Below are 16,663 nucleotides of genomic sequence, written 5' to 3'. Positions count from 1 at the left end.
ATGCTTTCGGGACAATTAGTAATAGATAAAAAAGCAGGATTATTGCTAGTTGCTTATTCACTAGTTGCAATTGCTGTTGGATTTTTTGTGCCGGCATATTTCCTTTTTTTTCTTTTAATGTCGGTGGCTATACTAAGTGCTATTATTATAAGCCAAAGCAATTTTGTAGCGGTCAGTATGGTTACCATTGCATCATTGTTTTTCAGCATAAACTTTCCAATTCCCGGCACCGAAGCTTCTATACGCCTGCCGTCTGAGCCTCTCCTTATTGTTTCTGCTTTGGCGTTTTTAATCCGAATGGTACGAACCCCTGTTTCAAAAATAAAGCTTGATAAGGCAGACAAGTTGATTATCCTGCTTATGTTTTTTCTTGCTTGCACCATTCCATTTTCTTCTAATGTTATTATATCGGTTAAAGCTTATATTATAAAGGCCATCTATGTTCTTAATTTTTATTTTTTATCCAAGTATTTGTTGCGGCAGTATCCACGCCTTTGCACTTATTGGATGTATATTTTACTCGCTGCATCTGTTATCTGCATACCATATTTTATTTATCTGCATGCTGCTTACGATTTCAATAAGGATGCCGCAGGCACCGTAGTCAAACCATTTTTTAACGACCATACATTATACAGTTGTTTTCTGGCATTTCTCGTTCCTTTTACGTTGACTAAAATTTTTAATCCGACCAGGAGTCTGCTTCCAACCTTGTTCTTTATTTTTTCTGCTATTGTTTTAATAGTCGGGATTTATTTTTCCTCGTGCCGTGCTACATGGCTTGGCTTGCTTGCCGGTGCAGCCCTTTGGCTTGCTATGTATCTTAGAATAGGCAAGAAGTTAGGCGTTGTCATTTTGTTAACCATTGCTGTATATGCTGCTTTTAAGTTTGATGAATTGATGGTAAGCGGCATACGCAATCGGTTTGATTCAAGCGCCCGTACAGCTGATATTGAAGTGCAATTAAAATCGGTTGCGAATTTAAACAATGACAATAGCAACCTGGAACGCATAAACCGCTGGAGCTGTGCATTGCGCATGGTAGCGCAAAGGCCGCTATATGGTTACGGACTTGGTAATTATCAGTTTGCTTATATTCCTTTCCAGCTCAAAAGTGAAATGACGCCTATTAGTATTACTTCGCCTTATAACATTGTGGAAGGTCGGGGTGGTACAGCACACAACGAATGGTTACTTATTCTTTCAGAAGCTGGAATTGTGCCATTCATAATTTTGATCTTGTTTATTTATACCGTTTTAAGATTTCACAACGTTAAGCTGGCCAACATGACGGCTAGCTATAAGGCAGCTTTTTTTGGAGCCGTTATTTTTTTGGTGCACACGCTTTTTAATAACTTTCTTGATACAGATAAGGTGGCATTTTTATTTTACACATCGCTCGTTTTATTAACCCTTCCTCTAGCACAGCATGAACGTAATGCTACTAAATAACAAAGCTATACGCTATGCGATTTTATTAGTGCTCATGGCATTTCATTTTTGGTTTGGTATGAGCAAGGGATGGAATAAAGCAAATACAGATTTTACAAATTACCATGTGTCGGCACAGTTATTAATGGAAGGTAAAATTGATAGCTGCTACAACGATGTCTATTTCCAGCAAAAAGTTACGGAATATGCTGTTGGTGCCCGTGGACAGTTTTCCTTATACCCACCTTTTTGCGCTGTCATAGCGATTCCGCTTTCTGGCTTTTCCATAATGCAAGCCAAACGAGTGTGGCTATGCTTTAGCTTAGGTTGTTTTCTATTGTTGGTAATTGTGTTTGCTAGAGTTGCTCACTTATCCTTACTTTCTTCTGCTATTAGTATCTGCTTTTTTGGCTTTAGCCTTACCAATGATTTATTTCTGGGTCAGATATACCTTTTCATTGCCTTGATAATAACTACAGCTATCTATTGTGTTAAGAAAAACAAGATAATGTTTGCAGCTTTAGCTGCAACAGTTGCATCATTAAAGTTAGTGACAATTGCATGGCTCGCACTTATCTTAAATAAACAATATCGCAAGCATGCACTATTGCTTTGCTTAGGGGTACTTATTTTCAATGGTTTGCTTATAGGATACGCAGGAGTGTCGTGTTACTTAAACTATTTCTATACGCGGCTGATGCCTTATTTGGGCGGGCAGGTGTTTAACGAAATTCCTTACGATTATGCTTATCAATCGTTTCATTCGTTACTTGCCAATGTTTTATTAAAGGACGCATTGCTAAATCCTTTTCCGGTATTTGAATCGCCCAAATTGTATTGGCTACTTATTACAGCATTAAAAATATTAAGCATCGGATTTATTGGTTTCGTATTATTGCTTTTTAAGAAAAATAAAATTCAGGTGGATGCATTTCTTGCTTTATTGGTTTTAGTAATTATTGCCTTTGAACCGGGCAGTGCATCATATCATTTATTGCTAAGTATTCCTGCTTTAGCATTATGTATGAAAAAATATGAATTTGTTATTCGGAAAAAAATCATCATGATTTTTTTGGTACTGTTAACGGGCTTGTTACCTGCAATTATTGATAAGTACATTGCCGTGCAATTTAATTTCCTGTTGCTGCATTATAGTCGTCTAATTATGGCTACTGCAATGTTCAGTTCTATGTTTTATATCTTAGCCATAAAAAGTCAAAATGCGTATACAAGTAAAACGGCTTAAGTTTTTTGTAATGCTCATGTTGATGGCTGCAATTTTTGTTGCCTTTTTATCAATGGAAAACGAAACCAGCATTCGGATAAAATGGAATAAAGCGTATGCTTCTGAAACGGAAGAAGAAGTAATAACCGGAATGCTGTGGTCGTTATCTTTACTAGGTGCAGAATTGCCGGAGGGCTGCATTCCACAAGTGTTTCATAAAAAGGGAGCATATGAGTTTGACCTTCACCTGCATAAGGCAGGTTTTAATACTCAAGCATTGCAGGCATTACAGGTAATTTGCGATACCATCCAAAATAGCAATACATATCAAATTGAAAAGGCTGTTGATATAGGCCGCTTTTTATTGCTTACCATTCATAGTGCACATCATTACTATCAAATAACTGGCGCGCCTGCTACCTATGAAGAGTTCAATAGGCGGCACCCCACACATACTTCTAAGCGGTTTGTTATATTAGCTTCAGGGGTTAGTAAACGAGCTCGCATTGTTAACTTTAACATCGACTCCAACCCTTTAAATATGGCCATGGCAGCATGGCAATTGGAAGATACTTTTTATAATCCGGGTTCAAAACCGGTAGAGTATGAGTGTGTAGACATTATGTCAAACTCGCAACTTAGATTTATGACTTATGACCATGATGGAGATTTGCAAACCGCCTCGGACAGTTTATATACCAATGCCGGTAAGCCCGGAAAATGTATGTGGTGCCACGAAAGTCATTTTCAACATTTGTTTTATCCAACACCGGAGGTTAGCGGGTTTATCAGTACAAAGCAGTTTCAGCAGTATATGGATAGCGCCAATAGCCACTTACATAGTTACCGTGACAAACTGAAAACCGAAATAAAATTCAAGAATAAGCAAGATCATACTCTGCATGAATTGCTCTATATTAGTTTTATGGAACCATCGCTGATGCGCGTTTCGCATGAGGTCAATCAATCAACAAGCAGCACTGCTATGCGCAAACTTAATAAAACTGACAAGCATGTTTATGAAGAGTTTCCGTTCCTTGGCGAGTTATTTTACAGGTCTTTTATTGACTCTTGTTTTCATAAAGATAATATTCGTGTTCCCGAATCGGTAAGAGAAAAATCTGGCTTTGAGCCTAATTACCTTCTAAAATAATTTATACCCATAACATTTATCCATACTTTTGTTTGATGCAACAGCTGCATGTATTATTAATTACCCCATGGTATCCCAATGTTACTAATGTACAATTGGGTACATTTATACAGGACTATGCACTTGCTATTTCAATGTACCATAAAGTGTCGGCAATATCTTGCATACCCAATGCAGGTTTAAAAAGCGTTATGCCATTGAGGAAGCGGGTAGTGGAAATCTGAAGGAATTTGTTTTATACTTTAAGCCCTTTAGATTTAAATTATTAAATCGGTTTTTCCATTTTTTTAACTACTATAAATTAGCCAGACTGGCTTGCCACAAAAGTGGCAAGCCGGAAATAGTGCATCTGCAAGTTATGTATCGCATGGTTATTATCGCATGGTTTTTCAAGTTTATTTATCGTGCTCCTTTAGTTATAACCGAACACTGGCATGGGTTTTTAGATGGGACTTTCGAAAAAGAAAGTGCATTGTTAAGACAAAGTGTAAAAGCAGTTTTAGCACAGGCAGCCATGGTAACTACCGTTTCGTTACAACTCAAAAATGCTTTGGTTAAATTTGTGGATGATAAAAAAGTACGAATAGTACCCAATGTATGCAACACCGGTTTAGTCAGGGATAATTTATTTTCGAAAGCGGTTAATGCACTTATTGTAGCTGATTTGGATGACAGGATAAAGAATATAAGCGGTGTAATAGAAGTGGTTAACAAGCTTTACAATTCAGGACTAAATAAGGGCTTTTGCCTTACTATATTAGGAAATGGCAAGGACAAGGAAATGCTTGAAAACAAGGCAACTCAATTGAGCAAATCAGAGATTATTCGTTTCGTTGGGATGCAAACACATGAGACAACACTTGATTATATTGCTTCCTGCGATTTTCTTATTGTAAATTCAATGGTAGAAACGTTTAGCCTGGTCACCTTAGAGGCCATTCTTAGTGGGATCCCTGTAATAGCTACCCGATGCGGGGGCCCCGAGCAATTTGTAAATAATAAAAACGGAATGTTAATTGAAGCAAATAACCCTGAACAATTGGAAAGTGCCTTAATTACAATGATAAACTCGTATAAAAATTATACGAAAGAAGAGGTAAGAGCAAGTGTTAATAACATCTACTCTCCAGTAGCTATAGGAAAAGAATTTGACCGCATTTATCGATCTTAAATTTGCCTTTTTTACCCAATTTTATTGGTTTTTACAAATAAATGGAGAATTTAATTAAGTATTTGTACAGTATAATATTTATTCACATTTTTACGCTACTTAAAAACACATCATCATGAAGAAAATAATTTTATTAAAGACAATGTTTTGTATGTCGTTTTTGACAATGCAACTACAGGCTCAATTGCCAACTGTGCAGGATTGCCCGTGTGCAATCCCTATCTGCCAAAACATTTATAATGAAGTAAATTCCTATGTTGGTACTGGCAGCCTTCCGCAAGAAATAAATAGTGTAATATCATGCCTTGGGCAAGGTGAAAAAAATAGTGTTTGGTATACGTTTACGGTACAATCTAGTGGGTCATTAAATTTTTCAATTACTCCCAATGTTTTGATGGATGATTATGATTGGGCTGTTTACAACCTGACTAACAATAATTGCAGTGATATTTTCAGTAACCCAAGTTTAGAAGCAGCATGTAATTATGCAGGAGCCCCGGGGGTTACAGGCCCAAATGGATTGCCAGGTGCACAGAATGAACCACCCATTCCAGTATTGGTAGGGCAAACCTATATTATTTGTGTGAGCCAGTTTACCAGCAGCCCCAATGGATATTCAATTAACTTTAGTGCTTCAACCGCTAGTATTATTGATATTACACCTCCTACCATTGATAGCGTTAACACCAACTTTGTTTGTGGGCAAGATTCATTCTTGGTGACATTTTCCGAAAACATCCAATGCTCATCAGTACAACCTTCTGACTTCGAATTACGCGACCCCAGCCTTACCTTAATGACAATAGACAGTGTTGTAGCCGTTAATTGTAATTCAATTTGCGGTTATTCACGTACATTCATTTTTTATTTTAGTCCCCCTGTAAATATTTTGGGAACCTATAATTTGCAAATCGTTAATACGATTGACGATATATGTGGAAATTCTTGTCTGATACCCACGATTATAAATTTTAATGTTTCAGCTTATACCTATGCAAACACCTCTGTAAATGTTGCCTGCCCCGGAGGCACAAATGGATCTATTAATGTGGTTGTTACGAGCCCGGGCGTTTACAGTTACTTGTGGTCGGGCAGTCAAACCACAGCTAATGTTACTGGCCTTGGCCCCGGTACATATACCGTTACCGTTACAAAAGGCGGAGGCTGTCCTGATTTAATTACATTTACGATTACCGCACCAGCAGCTTTTACTTATACTACTGCAAGTACCAATGCAGGTTGTGGCCAAAGCAATGGCACTGCTTCTATAAATGTTACTGGAGGAGGCACGGGCCCCTATACATACAACTGGTCAACCGGAGCCACAACCAGCACCGCCCCTAATGTCGCAAACGGAACATATACCGTTACCGTTACCGATTTTAAAGGTTGCACCTTTACTGCTACGGTAGCCGTTAATGCAACGGCCGGGGTAACAGCAACCATTCCAACCAGTGTAAATGTAAAGTGCTTTAATGCTGCAACCGGATCAGCAAATTCGGCCGCAAATAATGGCTCAGGAACTTACACTTATCTTTGGAGCAATGGCCAAACCCTGGCAAATGCCAGCACCCTCGCGGCCGGAACCTATACAGTAACTATTACTGATGTTAATGGAGGATGTACTGCTACTGCTACCGTTGTTATTACTCAACCGGCTACGGCAGTTTCCGGAATTTCAACAACGGCCGCTACCAAATGCAATCTTGCGAATGGTTTAGCCTATGTAACCGCAGCAGGTGGTTTGGGCCCTTATACCTATGTTTGGAGTAATGGTGTAAGCAATGATAGCATTAGTCTGGTAGCCGCGGCTACTTATACAGTTACCATAACCGATGCTAATAATTGCACAGTTACTGTTACTGCATCTGTGGCCGCATCGCTCGCAGTTACCGGAACGGTACCTGCACAAGTAAACGTTTCTTGCAATGGAGGAAGTAATGGAACAGGAACAGCGGGTTGCAATAATTGCACCGGAGCTATATCATATGCATGGTCGAATGGACAAACCACACAAACTGCCATAGGACTGGCTGCCGGAACATTTACCGTTACCGTAACCGATGCCAATGGCTGCACTGGCACAGGGGCAGTTACCATTACACAGCCAACTGCATTATCTATCATTAATGCAATTAACGATACAGTTTGCCTAACCCAAATTTCGTCCATTACTCCCAATGGCAGTGGTGGCACAGGGCCATATACCTTCTTATGGAATAACGGAAATACCAATGCGCTATTAGCAGTGAGTCCCGGTGGAACCACTACGTATACCGTAACAGTTACTGATAATAAACTTTGTACCAAAACAGCAAGCGTTACTGTTTATGTACGCCCTGCTCTTACTGTAAGTACAAATAATGATACCACCATTTGTTCGGGGTCGCAGGTTTCTATAAGCGCTACTTCGGGTGGAGGCAGCGGCACCTATACCTACAATTGGAATAACGGATTGAATGCACTGCAAAATTTTAATATAACACCAGTTAGTGATACTACGTTATTAATTCAACTCACAGACAATTGCGGTTCGCCAGCGGTGTATGATACCGTACATATTTATGTTAGTACACCAATGGTTATTTCTTTTCCGGTGGTAAATAATGTGAAGTGTAACGGTGGCAATACCGGAGATGCTACTGCCAGTGTACTTAATGGAATAACTCCCTATTCATACCTTTGGAGTAATGGGCAAACCACCATAAATGCTACCGGGCTATCGGCTGGAACATATACTATTACTGTTACAGATAATCAGAACTGTACCATGAGTGCTACTGTAAGCATAACCCAACCTGCAGCATTGGTAATTAGCAGTTTGCCGGGCGATACGATTTGCCAAACAAAAAATGGTGCGTTGCTGCCGGTGGTAGCCGGAGGAACGGTTGCATACTCCTATCTGTGGAGCAATGGTAACACCAATAGTAGTTTAATTATTAGCCCTGGTAGTACTACAAGCTATACAGTTACAGTAACGGATGCCAATAATTGCACAACTACTGCCTCAGCGCAGATCTGGGTGTTGCCAGCATTGTCAATAGTCGCATCTAATGATACTACGATATGCTTTGGGGCATCGGCTACAATCAGCGCGCAGGGTTCTGGAGGAGATAATATTTATACCTATACATGGAATGGTAATGTTGGAGGAACATCGCAATTGGTTTCGCCAACACAGGATACTACTTTAGTTATCATGTTATCGGACGTGTGCGGGTCACCTGTTGTGTATGATACGGTGAAGATTACCGTTATCCCCGAAATAGTGGCATCCACCATCAGCATTGTAAATGTAAGTTGTTTTAATGGAAGTAATGGTTCAGCGCAGGTGTCGCACATAGGCGGCCTTGCTCCATTTTCTTTTTATGGAGCAATGGGCAAACAACAACTACTGCCACCGGACTTGCAGCAGGAACATATACTGTTACGGTTACCGACTCAAAAGGTTGCACAGGAACCGCTACTGCCATCATTACCCAGCCACCTGCACTTACAATAGCCGGTTTGCCTAATGTAACTATTTGTTTATCGAATACCACAACGTTAGCTCCGGTATATGGTGGAGGTACGCCTGCATATACCTATAGCTGGAGTAATGGTGCTACTGCGGGCAGCATAACCGTAGGTCCCGCTAGCACTACTACATATACCGTTACGGTTACAGATAGTAAAGGATGTACCCTTACACAATCGGTTACGGTAACTGTCAATCCTGCCTTAACCCTAATAGCTTCTAATGACAGTACCATTTGCTTCGGTCCAACTATCACGCTAAATGCTGCGGCCTCGGGCGGAAATGGAAATTATACCATCAGCTGGAATAATGGCCTTGCTACCGGTAGTTCGGTTACTATGACCCTTTTTGGAGACACTACATTAGCTATAGAACTTACTGATAATTGCGGCACTCCTGCCCAATATGATACTATTAAAGTAACCGTAGTGCCTGAAATCAAAGCTTCAAGTATTGTTAATCAAAACGTATCTTGTTTTGGTGGCAACGATGGTAGTTCTACAGTAACACAAACCGGAGGCTTTGCTCCTTTCAGTTACCAATGGTCTAATGGTGCTACCACAGCTACCAATGCTAATTGCTCTGCAGGAACATATACAATTACCGTTACTGATAGTAAGGGCTGCACAGGGACTACTACTGTAACAATAACAGAACCACCACAGCTTACCATAGCTCCTATAACCGGAGCAACTATATGTATAGGAGAATCTAGCCTTATTGCGCCAACCTATGGGGGTGGCACTCCAGGCTATCAGTATCTATGGAGTAATGGAGCTACTACCGCAACCATTAATGTAAGCCCCATTGTAACCACTTCGTATACTGTTACGGTTACAGATACTAAAAATTGCACCACAACGGCTGTGGCACTTATAACAGTAAGGCCACCGTTATCATTTACCTTTGTTACTCCCAATACAACCATTTGCAAAGGCAAGACACTCACGGTAACAGCTACTGTGAAAGGAGGAGATGGAAATTATCAGTATTCGTTTAATGGAGGAGCATTTGGTGCTGCCAATAGCTTGACATTTCTAGTTACACAGGATACTATTATTTATATCGTAGTAAAAGATAGCTGCACTACACCGCAAATTACCGATACGATTGAAGTAATATCTATTGATGCTCCTATCGTGAATTTTTCATGGGATCCATCTGCGGGCTGTCAGCCATTAACTGTAATATTTAAGGATAGCACCAAGGCAGTTGCAAACAGCACCTACCTTTGGAAATTTGGCGATGGTAATACATCAACCCTTGTTAATCCGGTACATGTTTATAAGAATTATGGAATATATGATGTATCGCTTACGGTAACTACACCTCAAGGTTGTGAAACTTCCTTATTGAAGCCCCAAATTATAGAAGTATATGAAAGACCAGTAGCACTGTTTGAATGGTCTCCAAAAGACCCTTCACTTTTTTATCCTATGGTATATTTCTATGATCAAAGTTCGGGAAATCCAACTCAATGGACCTGGACATTTGGCGATAGCAGTTTATTCTCCTTTGAGCAAAACCCTAATCATCAATACGAAGATACAGGTAAATATGTGGTAACGTTGTTAGTAAGCAATCAATATGGTTGTACTGATTCTATTGAGTTTATAATTGAAGTTAAGGATAACTTTACCTTCTATATTCCTAATACGTTTACCCCAAATGGAGATGGCAAGAATGATTACTTTGCAGTGTTAGGAATTAACTATGAGCGATTTACCACACGCATATTAAACCGCTGGGGTCAACCGGTGTTTGAAACTAATGCGCCCAACTTCTGGGATGGAAATGATTTTAACGGGAAGGAATCTCCTCAGGGAACGTATGTTTATGTTATTGAAGTTTTTGAAAAAACAGGAAAGAAGCATACCTATAGAGGCAACATAAATTTAGTCAGGTAAGAGTATCTAAATATCCTTTAGCATTATTTTTTCTTTCGTTAGAAAGTGAAATTAATTTTAAGGTTTTGTATTATTTAGATTTTAGCATATGCTGCGGTAAGCTTTAAAGGCTTCAAAATTCAGGGTTTCATTATTATTCAGTATCGCTTTAAATTAATTGCAAGCCTTGAGCTATGTATCAAGTTCTCGTAGTAGCATTCTCATGGCAGATTGAGCAAATACGGTTATGTTTCTCATTCTATCAGAACCATACTGCACCTTGCGTGCAAAACATTTTGTTGGTGTAGCAATGCCAATCCAAACCAAACCCACCGGTTTTTCAACTGTGCCCCCTGATGGGCCAGCCACACCACTGGTTGATATTGCATAGCTGGTTTTAAACTTTTTTTGAATCCCTGCAGCCATTTCCAATACGGTTTGCTCACTAACAGCACCATGTTTTTCAAGTGTATTTTTTTTAACACCAAGCGTACTTAGCTTAACTGAATTGTCATAACTGATTATGCTGCCGCAATAAAATTTGCTACATCCGGGTACCGAGGTAATCAGGTGTGATATTAGGCCACCTGTGCAACTTTCAGCAATTGCCAAGGTAGCATTATTTTCAATCAGTTTGTTTGCAATCAGCTCTTGCAGGTTAGTGTCACCCTCACCATATATGTACTTACTTATTAATGGTTTGAGATTCTTAATCTGTTTAGAAACTTGTGTTTTAATATTCTTTTCATTGCTTATGGCGGTTATTCTTAACCGAACCATGCCGCTTGCAGGCAAATAAGCCAGTTTCATAGATTTAGGTAAAGCATCTTCCCAATCACTGATAAGCTCGGCAATTGCACTTTCGCCAATGCCATGGGTAAGTACGGTATGGTGAACAATGCTAGGGGTTTTAAAATTCTTATTTAAGAATGGAATTACATGCTCCTCCATAATTCCGCGCATCTCATAGGGAACACCCGGCATGGAAATAATAATCTTTCCTTTTTGCTCAAACAACATTCCGGGGGCAGTGCCATTACTATTTCGCAGCGCTATACAATTTTCGGGAATCTCCGCTTGCATGCGATTTACAGGGCTAATAATGCGCCCGCGTTCCTCAAATAATTTTTCAATATCGTGTAATACTTTCTTGTTGAGCACAAGTTTTGTTTTAAAGTATTCGCACAATGTTTTTTTGGTTATATCATCTTTGGTAGGGCCAAGGCCTCCGGTAACTAATACGATTGATACACGGTTACACGCAACTTTTATGGCTTCTTTAATTTGTTTACTATCATCACCAATAGCTGTGCGGTATTTTATAATAAAGCCATACTGATTAAGCAGTTGTGCCATCCAAGCCGAATTGGTATCTATAACTTGTCCAATTAGTAATTCGTCACCTATGGTTATTATTTCTATGGTCATAAAATTTTATTTTTGAAATCGGAAAGCATTAGCACTTCTATTGGCTGAAACATTTCTTCAAAATTGATTTTACCACATGCCAAGTTCCATACGAGCTTCTTCGCTCATCATTTCCTTATCCCATGGTGGTTCAAAAGTCACGCTTACAACTGCCTTATTACAATCGGGAATGTTTTTCAGTTTTAGTTCGATCTCTGGAGGCAGGGTTTCTGCTACCGGGCATGCAGGAGAGGTTAATGTCATTGATACCAGTACATCATTCCCAGGGGTTACTTCAACATCATAAATAAGTCCAAGTTCTACAATATCAACCGGAATTTCGGGGTCGTAGCAGGTTTTTAAAACATCTACCACACGTTTATGCAAGGTGGGAATTCCTATAGTTATAGTTGCCATTTCACTCATCGCTGCAAAGGTAACAATACCATTTTCAAAATACTATGTCTAAGTACCACATCTTTAAAAGATTAACGGTATTGCAAGGCTTCTGCTTTCATACGAGCAATCATAGCACTGAGACCAGTGCTGCGTGTTTGCGCCAAATGGTGCCGTAATCCCATTTTATCTATAAAACCAAGATCGGCATTCACTATATCGGCTGGTTTCTGATTGTTTAATATCCTTACCAATAAGCTAATCAACCCTTTTACAAAAACGGAGTCGCTGTCTGCATTATACTCCATTATACCATTTTTACATTCCGAATTTAGCCACACACTGCTTTGGCAGCCTTTAATTTTATAAAGTTCGTTTTTATAGCTGTCGGGCAATGAAGGCAATTTTTTGCCTTCGTCTATAATTTGCTGATAGATCATCTCCCAATCGCCATCAAAAATTTCAAAATCATCCAGAACCTTTTTTTCTGCTTCGATTATTGTCATCAATTATGTTTTATGAGCAAAGGTAATTTCAATTTGCGCACCAATCATACATAATCTGACAAAATAGCAATGGCATGTAAATTGATGACCAAAAGAAAATTTTAAGTAATGAGTGGGATTTATATTTTGTCTTTTTTGATAATGGGAGTAGGTATGTTGCTTCAGTTTGTTTTACGGAGCAAATTTAAGAAGTATTCTACCGAGACGTTAGCAGGAGGTTTAAGCGGTGCCGAGATAGCTGCAAAGATGTTAAGCGACAATGGCATACGTGACGTAAAAATTATTTCGGTTCAAGGTCAATTGACGGATCATTACAATCCAGCTGACAAAACCGTTAATTTGAGCGAGGGGGTTTATGAAGGTCGTAATGCAGCCGCAGCAGCGGTAGCTGCCCATGAGTGTGGTCACGCAGTGCAGCATGCCAAGGCATATTCGATGTTACAACTTAGAAGTTCATTGGTTCCTATTGTAAGTGTAGCAAGTTCATGGATGCAATGGGTACTATTGGCAGGCATTTTAATGATTAATCAATTTCCGCAACTGCTACTTATTGGCATCGTAATGTTTGCAGCAACTACCGTATTTGCATTTGTAACTTTACCCGTAGAGTTTGATGCAAGTCGCAGGGCATTAGTATGGCTTGAAAGTAGTCGCACCACAACAATGCAGGAACACAGCAGAGCCAAAGACGCATTGTTTTGGGCCGCTATGACTTATGTTGCTGCTGCTTTAGGAAGCTTAGCAACGCTAGCTTATTACCTGATGATTTATATGGGAAGAAGTCGCGACTAATATTTAAGTAATACTGTTTTAAAGCGCCTGCGGAATTTTGACCGCAGGCGCTTTTTGTTTTTTATAGTTAAGTTTTTCTTATCCTTGAAAATTATTTTCAAGTCAAATGAATTCAATAAAGGCAATTATAGTTATTGATACGGCCAACTATGCGGCTGATATGACCCAACCTATTGATATTTCTATCCCACTTAGAGCAGGAGAAAACAATGTGAATGCGTGGTGGGCAAAACCTGTTACTATTGAGCCCGTTGTTATGGGCGATTTTATTGGAGATGTCAATCAGGGAGGGGCGGTAAATTTTAAAGACATAAAACTAAATCCGCATGGCAATGGAACGCACACTGAATGTGTTGGACATATTGCTAAGGAAAACTATACCATCAATCAGTGTCTTAGAAAGTTTGTTTTCGTTGCACAGCTAATCTCTATAGAGCCACAATTGATTGTTAACGGTGATTATATACTTTCTAAAGAAAATTTTGATGGAAGAATTATGAATAATATAGATGCGCTGGTAATTCGCACGTTGCCAAACGAGGAAGGTAAGTTAAATAGACAATACTCCGGAAGCAATTTTCCTTATATTCATCATGAAGCTATTACGTACCTTGTTGAAGCGGGCATCAACCATTTGCTTATTGATTTGCCATCCATCGATCGCGAACAAGATGATGGGCAATTGCTTGGGCATCATGCCTTTTGGCAATATCCAAATAAGGTAAGAGCAGCTGCAACAATAACCGAATTAATTTATGTTCCTGATAGCATTGAAGATGGAATGTACTTATTGAACATTCAAATCACCTCGCTTGAAAGCGATGCCAGCCCAAGTAAAATACTGTTGTATAAATTAAATCAAGCATAAAAAAACCCATTGCATAAATGCAATGGGTGATTAGTAATTTTGGTCCTCTTAATTCGTTTTTACAAGCTTTTGCTTCAATTGGTTTTCACCATTCCTGATTTCCACAAAGTATATTCCTTTATCAAAAGCAGAACCATCAATTTGTTTGGAGTAGCTTAAATCGTCTTGTTCAATCATTTTGTTGAAGGTGTATACGGTCCTTCCTTCTGCATCGTATATGGTGATAGTTAGTTCACCGGTAGTAACAGGAGCATTAACAGCAAATGATTGACTAAACGGATTAGGCGAAACATGCAGAGAAGGCTCATCGGTTTCAGTCGATTCAAACACAAGCAAGTCGCTTGATCGAACATCAGTAACAGTTGCAGGTTTGCGCCACATGGTTACAGCACATGGTTCAAGATAAGCATAAAACTTGCTGCCACTTACCGCATTAAAACCGGGATAGATGGTTACTCGGTCGCGCGCTGAGAAGTAAACCGTATTGCCGACTGTTACCGAAACCGCACATCCATTAGCAACACGCAAGTGATTGATAGCTTGCTTATACGTTCCGCTGAAAGGATAAACACCGCAAACATCATTTACATACTGTGCTGATTGTGAACCAACGCCAACAGCTCGCCATGCTTCACCAACCGAAATAATTTCCTGCGAGCATTGTCCGTATAAATCGAACGCGGCACGTAAAGTTGCTGCGCGCATGTCAATGTGCGCATCGTTGCTGCCTAAGTACAAGGTTGCAGCACGATACCATATATCTCTTGCATCAAAGCGGGAAATAGCTACTACATTGAAAGCAGCTCCGTTGTCATTAGTGCCGCTTCCACCTTCAGCTGCAAGGTAAAAGGCATAGTTATTTACACCACTGTTCGTATGAACGCCTCCATTATCATTTGAGCCCACATACCAGTTAGTTCCTAAATACGTATCAGGATCATTCTTGTCATTCGGATTACTCATATTTCGTATATAACCAATATCAGTTCCAATTAAATAATCATTAATGCCAAGTGCATTGCTCTCAACCATCTCGCCAAATATATCACTTAGCGATTCATTCAAAGCGCCTGACTCATCCTGGTATACAAGTCCCGATTCGTTACCGGTAACAAAGTGTGTAAGCTCATGACCAAATATATCAAGCGAGTTCCAGTCGTCAGTAGTTGATGAGGCGCTGTTTCCATAACCAAAGTATAAGTTGCCATCGCTACTTGCAAATGCATTGGTGCCATATGTATTGCCTTGACTATTTACAAAGCCTGCATTATTATAAGTGGTTATATCACCTCCGGCATTATCAAAACTTGTTCGTGAGTGAACATTAAGGTAATACAAGAAGCTCCGTCTGCCGCCATACATACATTGCACAGCAGAGCGTTGAGAGGTAGCCGTCCAATCGTTATTAGCATCAGTATAATGTGTGGCTGTTGCATTAGTTGTTGCTGCGTTCCTGTTATAAACAGTGATTACTGTGGACTGACAATCATCCACCATGCGGTAGCTTCCGTTTACTAAATCGGAATTAAAACTAACTGCACCATTGTATGCAGAGGTTCCGGTACCGGCATTGCATTCTATATCTAACGGAATCTCATTATGCACACTTCCGTCCAATGCATTGATAAAAATGCGCTTACTCAAGCCTAGCTCTTCCACTTTAATATCAAAAACATAACATAGCTTATAATTTTGTGCATTAAATGCATCGGTGTTTCTTATGCGGGCATACACTAACTCTCCTGCAGGATAATTTGTAGCTAATGGGTTTTTAGTTTTATCGCGAAGTTTAGCTTCTCTTTCCGGATTTAACCAAACATAATTGGTTGAAGAAACCTGCTCCATTGCTTTCGTTCGTGCTGCATCAATAGTAAGTTGTGGTGTAGCCATAGCAAGTCCTTCTACAATTTTACCATTAGCCGATTGTGTTTTTCCTGTTGGATTTACATGCACAATCATTTCTGCTCCGGTTACTTTTATGCCATGAGCAAATTGTTGGTAGTAGTAATGATTGAATCCCATTTCATCTGTTTTGTTTTTTGTCATTCGCATTTCATCGTGTGCCGATAAACCAAATGTTGATTTTTCAATCGTGAACAGTTCATGGTAAGGTAGGTCAATTTCTTCTTTGAAATCATACCAGCCTTTAGTTTCTACTGGCTTGGCAATTTGCTCAAGCCGCTGTTGTCGGGCGTTCTGGCCCAAGGCAAGGTTGCATGCAAGTATGCTTAATCCCCATGCCATCAACAGTCTTGTTATTTTATTTCGATTTTTTTCCATCGTAATTTTTATTAAAAGGTTAATTTAAATT

At 39.6% G+C, this 16,663-nt stretch carries 12 protein-coding genes; 8 read left to right on the top strand and 4 right to left on the bottom strand.

Annotation, left to right across the window (positions count from 1 at the left end; translation table 11 throughout):
* From IPO27_10385 to IPO27_10360, 6 genes are all read left to right on the top strand, one after another.
* Window positions 1–1,452 (top strand): O-antigen ligase family protein, encoded by a 1,452-nt coding sequence (locus IPO27_10385; protein ID MBK8846919.1) that lies wholly within the window; start codon window positions 1–3, stop codon window positions 1,450–1,452.
* The gene (locus IPO27_10380; protein MBK8846918.1) at window positions 1,439–2,677 is read left to right on the top strand and encodes a DUF2029 domain-containing protein; all 1,239 of its coding nucleotides are present in this window, start codon (window positions 1,439–1,441) and stop codon (window positions 2,675–2,677) included. Before IPO27_10385 ends, IPO27_10380 begins: the two co-directional genes overlap by 14 nt.
* A complete protein-coding gene (locus IPO27_10375; GenBank protein ID MBK8846917.1) occupies window positions 2,652–3,809 on the top strand; it encodes a hypothetical protein in 1,158 nt (385 codons plus the stop codon). The genes IPO27_10380 and IPO27_10375 overlap by 26 nt, the downstream gene beginning before the upstream one ends.
* 160 nt (window positions 3,810–3,969) lie before the next feature.
* Complete coding sequence (locus IPO27_10370) at window positions 3,970–4,980, top strand: glycosyltransferase (GenBank protein MBK8846916.1); 1,011 nt, start codon at window positions 3,970–3,972, stop codon at window positions 4,978–4,980.
* 115 nt (window positions 4,981–5,095) lie between these two features.
* The gene (locus IPO27_10365) at window positions 5,096–8,482 is read left to right on the top strand and encodes a hypothetical protein (protein ID MBK8846915.1); all 3,387 of its coding nucleotides are present in this window, start codon (window positions 5,096–5,098) and stop codon (window positions 8,480–8,482) included.
* Between the two features lie 5 nt (window positions 8,483–8,487).
* Window positions 8,488–10,404, top strand: coding sequence for a gliding motility-associated C-terminal domain-containing protein (locus tag IPO27_10360; GenBank protein MBK8846914.1), 1,917 nt, complete (start codon window positions 8,488–8,490; stop codon window positions 10,402–10,404).
* Window positions 10,405–10,575: 171 nt separating this feature from the next.
* Here the strand turns inward: IPO27_10360 and IPO27_10355 are convergent, their stop codons facing one another.
* The 3 genes from IPO27_10355 to IPO27_10345 form a co-directional block, all read right to left on the bottom strand.
* Window positions 10,576–11,811, bottom strand: a complete 1,236-nt coding sequence (locus IPO27_10355) for a competence/damage-inducible protein A (protein MBK8846913.1) — start codon at window positions 11,809–11,811, stop codon at window positions 10,576–10,578.
* 69 nt (window positions 11,812–11,880) lie between these two features.
* Window positions 11,881–12,207 (bottom strand): DUF59 domain-containing protein, encoded by a 327-nt coding sequence (locus IPO27_10350; GenBank protein ID MBK8846912.1) that lies wholly within the window; start codon window positions 12,205–12,207, stop codon window positions 11,881–11,883.
* A 71-nt stretch (window positions 12,208–12,278) separates the two neighbouring features.
* On the bottom strand, window positions 12,279–12,692 hold the full coding sequence (locus tag IPO27_10345) for a SufE family protein (GenBank protein MBK8846911.1): 414 nt from the start codon (window positions 12,690–12,692) through the stop codon (window positions 12,279–12,281).
* A gap of 108 nt (window positions 12,693–12,800) precedes the next feature.
* Here IPO27_10345 and IPO27_10340 point away from each other — a divergent pair, with 108 nt between their 5' ends.
* Both IPO27_10340 and IPO27_10335 read left to right on the top strand, forming a co-directional pair.
* A complete protein-coding gene (locus IPO27_10340; protein MBK8846910.1) occupies window positions 12,801–13,484 on the top strand; it encodes a zinc metallopeptidase in 684 nt (227 codons plus the stop codon).
* 106 nt (window positions 13,485–13,590) lie between these two features.
* Entirely contained in the window at window positions 13,591–14,352 is a 762-nt protein-coding gene (locus tag IPO27_10335) for a cyclase family protein (GenBank protein MBK8846909.1), read from the top strand.
* Between the two features lie 48 nt (window positions 14,353–14,400).
* Here IPO27_10335 and IPO27_10330 read toward each other — a convergent pair whose 3' ends face one another.
* A complete protein-coding gene (locus IPO27_10330; GenBank protein ID MBK8846908.1) occupies window positions 14,401–16,632 on the bottom strand; it encodes a M4 family metallopeptidase in 2,232 nt (743 codons plus the stop codon).
* Between the last annotated feature and the right edge of the window lie 31 nt (window positions 16,633–16,663).

It is taken from the genome of Bacteroidota bacterium (assembly GCA_016714535.1).
In the GTDB taxonomy this organism is placed as follows: Bacteria; Bacteroidota; Bacteroidia; order AKYH767-A; family OLB10; genus JADKFV01.
This window is presented reverse-complemented; position numbering and strand designations above follow the sequence as displayed.

What these genes read in the sequence shown, in the direction of transcription:
- IPO27_10340 (MBK8846910.1), top strand. Translation starts at nt 12,801, where the DNA reads ATGAGTGGGATTTATATTTTGTCTTTTTTGATAATGGGAGTAGGTATG.
- IPO27_10380 (MBK8846918.1), top strand. Translation starts at nt 1,439, where the DNA reads ATGCTACTAAATAACAAAGCTATACGCTATGCGATTTTATTAGTGCTC.
- IPO27_10345 (MBK8846911.1), bottom strand. Translation starts at nt 12,692, where the DNA reads ATGACAATAATCGAAGCAGAAAAAAAGGTTCTGGATGATTTTGAAATT.
- IPO27_10330 (MBK8846908.1), bottom strand. Translation starts at nt 16,632, where the DNA reads ATGGAAAAAAATCGAAATAAAATAACAAGACTGTTGATGGCATGGGGA.
- IPO27_10385 (MBK8846919.1), top strand. Translation starts at nt 1, where the DNA reads ATGCTTTCGGGACAATTAGTAATAGATAAAAAAGCAGGATTATTGCTA.
- IPO27_10375 (MBK8846917.1), top strand. Translation starts at nt 2,652, where the DNA reads ATGCGTATACAAGTAAAACGGCTTAAGTTTTTTGTAATGCTCATGTTG.
- IPO27_10335 (MBK8846909.1), top strand. Translation starts at nt 13,591, where the DNA reads ATGAATTCAATAAAGGCAATTATAGTTATTGATACGGCCAACTATGCG.
- IPO27_10355 (MBK8846913.1), bottom strand. Translation starts at nt 11,811, where the DNA reads ATGACCATAGAAATAATAACCATAGGTGACGAATTACTAATTGGACAA.
- IPO27_10365 (MBK8846915.1), top strand. Translation starts at nt 5,096, where the DNA reads ATGAAGAAAATAATTTTATTAAAGACAATGTTTTGTATGTCGTTTTTG.
- IPO27_10350 (MBK8846912.1), bottom strand. Translation starts at nt 12,207, where the DNA reads ATGGCAACTATAACTATAGGAATTCCCACCTTGCATAAACGTGTGGTA.